This is a genomic window from Polaromonas sp. P1_G2 (assembly GCF_056405515.1).
On sequence record NZ_JBFUBY010000372.1, the window covers coordinates 1 to 3,187 of the forward strand.

Sequence of the window (3,187 nt, forward strand, 5' to 3'; positions counted from 1 at the left end):
GAATAGCATGGGGATGCCCGATCAGCAGCACGCCCGGGGCTGTGATTTCCTCAGGTGCGGTGTCCGCTCGCTTTTCTCCAGTCTTTCCGGGATGCGTATTTTCGTCGGTTGCAGATCTGGGGCCCCGTGCCGTCAAACGGAGCAGCCTTTTTTGAATTCCAGCCCAGCCCTCCGCGCGCTGTATTGCCGCTAACCTGAGGGCAAGAGCGCGTAAACCACCAAATCGCTGCCATTCGGAGGACAGTCGTATTGACAGTGATCGCAGCCATAACGTGAAGGTCTTCATCGGCCTCATCGGTTATGTCTTTGCATGACCGTACGCGTGGCTTCTAAATAGGCACGTCCATTTTTTCTATCCGGCTCAAGGTGATTTCCCTCGGCCCATTCATTCCATGCATTGATGAATAAGAGGCGTTCATCGCCTACATGCATGCGTGCAGTCCACTCGGCGGCGGTTTCAAGCCACTGAGCATATGCTTGCGGGCTGCTTCCCAGAAAAATGTGTCCAGAGTCCTGTCGTCTGGCGGTGTTGTCCCAGGAAGGCATCACCCCTCTGAAGAACATGTATGGAGGGCATTTCGCATGCATGAACTTCTTCATTGTGGCAATGTAGTCGTAACATAGTCCACGGAACTTCACGTTCAGAAGTTGACGGGGAGGCGAGTTAATCACTCCCCTGCCCGACGGTGGAAACTCAATTGCAGCATCGAAACCTATCATTCCTGGGTCCGCGTTAAGGGCCGGGTTTGCGCTGTTATGGACGCATGCCAAATAGATTTCACCGATCCCGGCTACCCGGCATTGATCTCGCCATGCGAGCACGGTCCGGGCGGCGTCGGGAAGTAAGGCGACTTTGTACACCAGGATTAAGGGTTTTCCATCGATCCGGATATAACGACTGTCCCTCAGCGCCGGGAATAAACTCTGAATAAAGGCAATGTCATCTTCCAGGCTGTGATTTTGGGCGATCAAAACATGACTGTCTTGTCCATCCCAAGTGCGCGTCCAGTTTTCGTTGGCCCAGCAAAGACAGAACGGAAAATCCGGTTGACCTGTAGCCAGAATTTCGTCCAATGGACGACTTAATAAACGTTTTCCATTGAACCAATAGTAGTAATAACAGAATCCGGAGACGCCATATTCCCCGGCCAGGCTGGCCTGCTGCTCTCTTACCTCCGGGATGCGTAAATCATAGAACCCAAGTTCACTGGGTATATGAGGCTGGTAGTGGCCGGCGAAATTGGGTTGTGCCTTTGTCACATTCGTCCACTCAGTGAAGCCTTTGCCCCACCATTCGTCATTTTCCGGTGTGGGATGGTATTGGGGTAGGTAGAAGGCGATCGAGCGAATACGTCGGCTCAAGGTAATTTCGTGATCCCACTTGTTCAGAAATGTCTTGGCGTTTCGTGCGACAAGGGTTTTCTTGAGATCTGAATTACTGTTCACCGAGGCACTCAAATGATGCACCACCTCCGATTGCGGCTCGTAATAAACACGGTATCCCGCCCGCCTGGCCGAATAGGCCAAGTCTGCATCTTCAAAATATGCCGGAGCATATCGGGTATCCAGTCCACCCACCGCGGTCAGCAGGTCCCGCCTGGCCATCAAGCTGGCACCAGAGCAGTACTCAACCTCGCGTGCAAACTGGTAGCTGGGGTCGGAGGTGGCACATCCCAGGCCAATTAACTCCCCAATCAATTCGCCCTGGTCGTTATCAACTGGTTTGATGAGTCTGGCACCAGCCTCCTGCAGTCGGCCATCGGGGAAAAGCAACATGGAGCCGACAACGCCGATATTGGGCATCGCATCCAGCCTTGCCACCAGAGGGTCAAGCCACTCCTTCTGAACCTGGGTATCGTTGTTTAGAAAATAAACATACTCCCCGCGGGCGAGCCGAAGCGCGGAGTTGCAGGAATGCRGATAGCCGAGATTTGACGGATTTCGCAAATACTGCAATCCAGCAATGGAGGAAAGCACGGCCGGTGTTTCATCCGTGGACGCATCATCGACCAGCAACAACTCAAACGATGTCCCCTGAGGGTGGCGGTTGATTGCCGCCAGGCATTCGATCGTCAGTATGAATTGGTTGAAGACCGGGACGACGATGGAGACGCGAGGGTTGGCGTGGTTTTGAAAAACCAGTGCCGACGCCAGGCTTGCTGCCTCCGCAGCACTAAATCTCTGGACGTCCACGCTCCTGGCACGCTCGGTGCTGCGTCCGGCCTGCGAGGGAAAACCAAGCAGCCGATTGAGCTTCACAAGAAACCCGCCAAGCCCCTCTTGTCTGATAACCGATAGTGCAGTTTGAAGCAAGGGAACCCATCCACCCGAAACGGCAGCGTGAGATGGAGCCTTAAGAATCAACCGCAAAAGTTTTTTAAGCATGAAATTCTCTTGTGGTCGCTTTTGTCTATTTGGCGTCACCTACCATCCTGACATTCATGAGGCGGTGAAAGGGTTAGTTGGCTTCTAGAGTAAGAGTGGATACCTATCTGCGGTCAATTGGGAGGTTGTTTATAGCGAGATTTTTTCCCTCGATCTTTGACAATCCATCGACTTAGGTTCCATGCCGCTCGAAACGGGCCGGTGAAACGCCAAGAACGAGTGGCCTTTACGCGTGCAAGTTCCTGGCGCTCCCGTATGAGCTCCTGGCGCAGTAGTGTGGGTGCCTGTGACAAACGGCGGAAAAGCTGCATTTCTTGGTCCAGCATCTGGATCAAGCTGTGAGCATTTTTTTGTGCCCCATTGCAGTATTCATGAAATTTAACCTCCATCGCCGATGCCGCGATGTAGTCGGCATCAGTAAAAATCACTCCGGCACGGGAGGCGATAGCTTCAATGAAGAGTCGATAACTCATGCCGGATAAAACGGAGTTTTCGAGGCAACTCTGGATGGCAATCATTGTTCCGCGGACTAGCACCCATGCGAGTGGCACGGGCTCAATGCAGATCCATTCCCTATCAATGAAGTGCAACTCCCCATTCTCTTCAATGATCAAATTGGCGGGTATGCAGTCCACGAAGTGAGCGGGCAAGCGAGCATCCTTCGCTGTATCCTCGATTTGATGACGCCGGAGAAAAGCAATCCAGGGCAGGAAGGGCGCAATCAAATCGTCCAGATTGGCTGGTTCTCGGGCAAAGACGCGCCTTATGTCACCTTCGAGAAGGTGACCCTGTAGATAGGTAC

General features: G+C 53.1%; 3 protein-coding genes. All 3 read right to left on the reverse strand.

The genetic code is table 11. From position 1 onward, the window contains the following. On the reverse strand, window positions 1-286 hold a 286-nt coding region (locus AC1D0P_RS23705; RefSeq protein WP_477678982.1), incomplete at its 3' end, for a hypothetical protein. Between the two features lie 5 nt (window positions 287-291). Further along, window positions 292-2,385, reverse strand: coding sequence for a glycoside hydrolase family 99-like domain-containing protein (locus AC1D0P_RS23710; protein ID WP_477678983.1), 2,094 nt, complete (start codon window positions 2,383-2,385; stop codon window positions 292-294). A 113-nt stretch (window positions 2,386-2,498) separates the two neighbouring features. Continuing rightward, the coding region (locus AC1D0P_RS23715) for a hypothetical protein (RefSeq protein WP_477678984.1) at window positions 2,499-3,187 on the reverse strand (689 nt) is incomplete at its 5' end.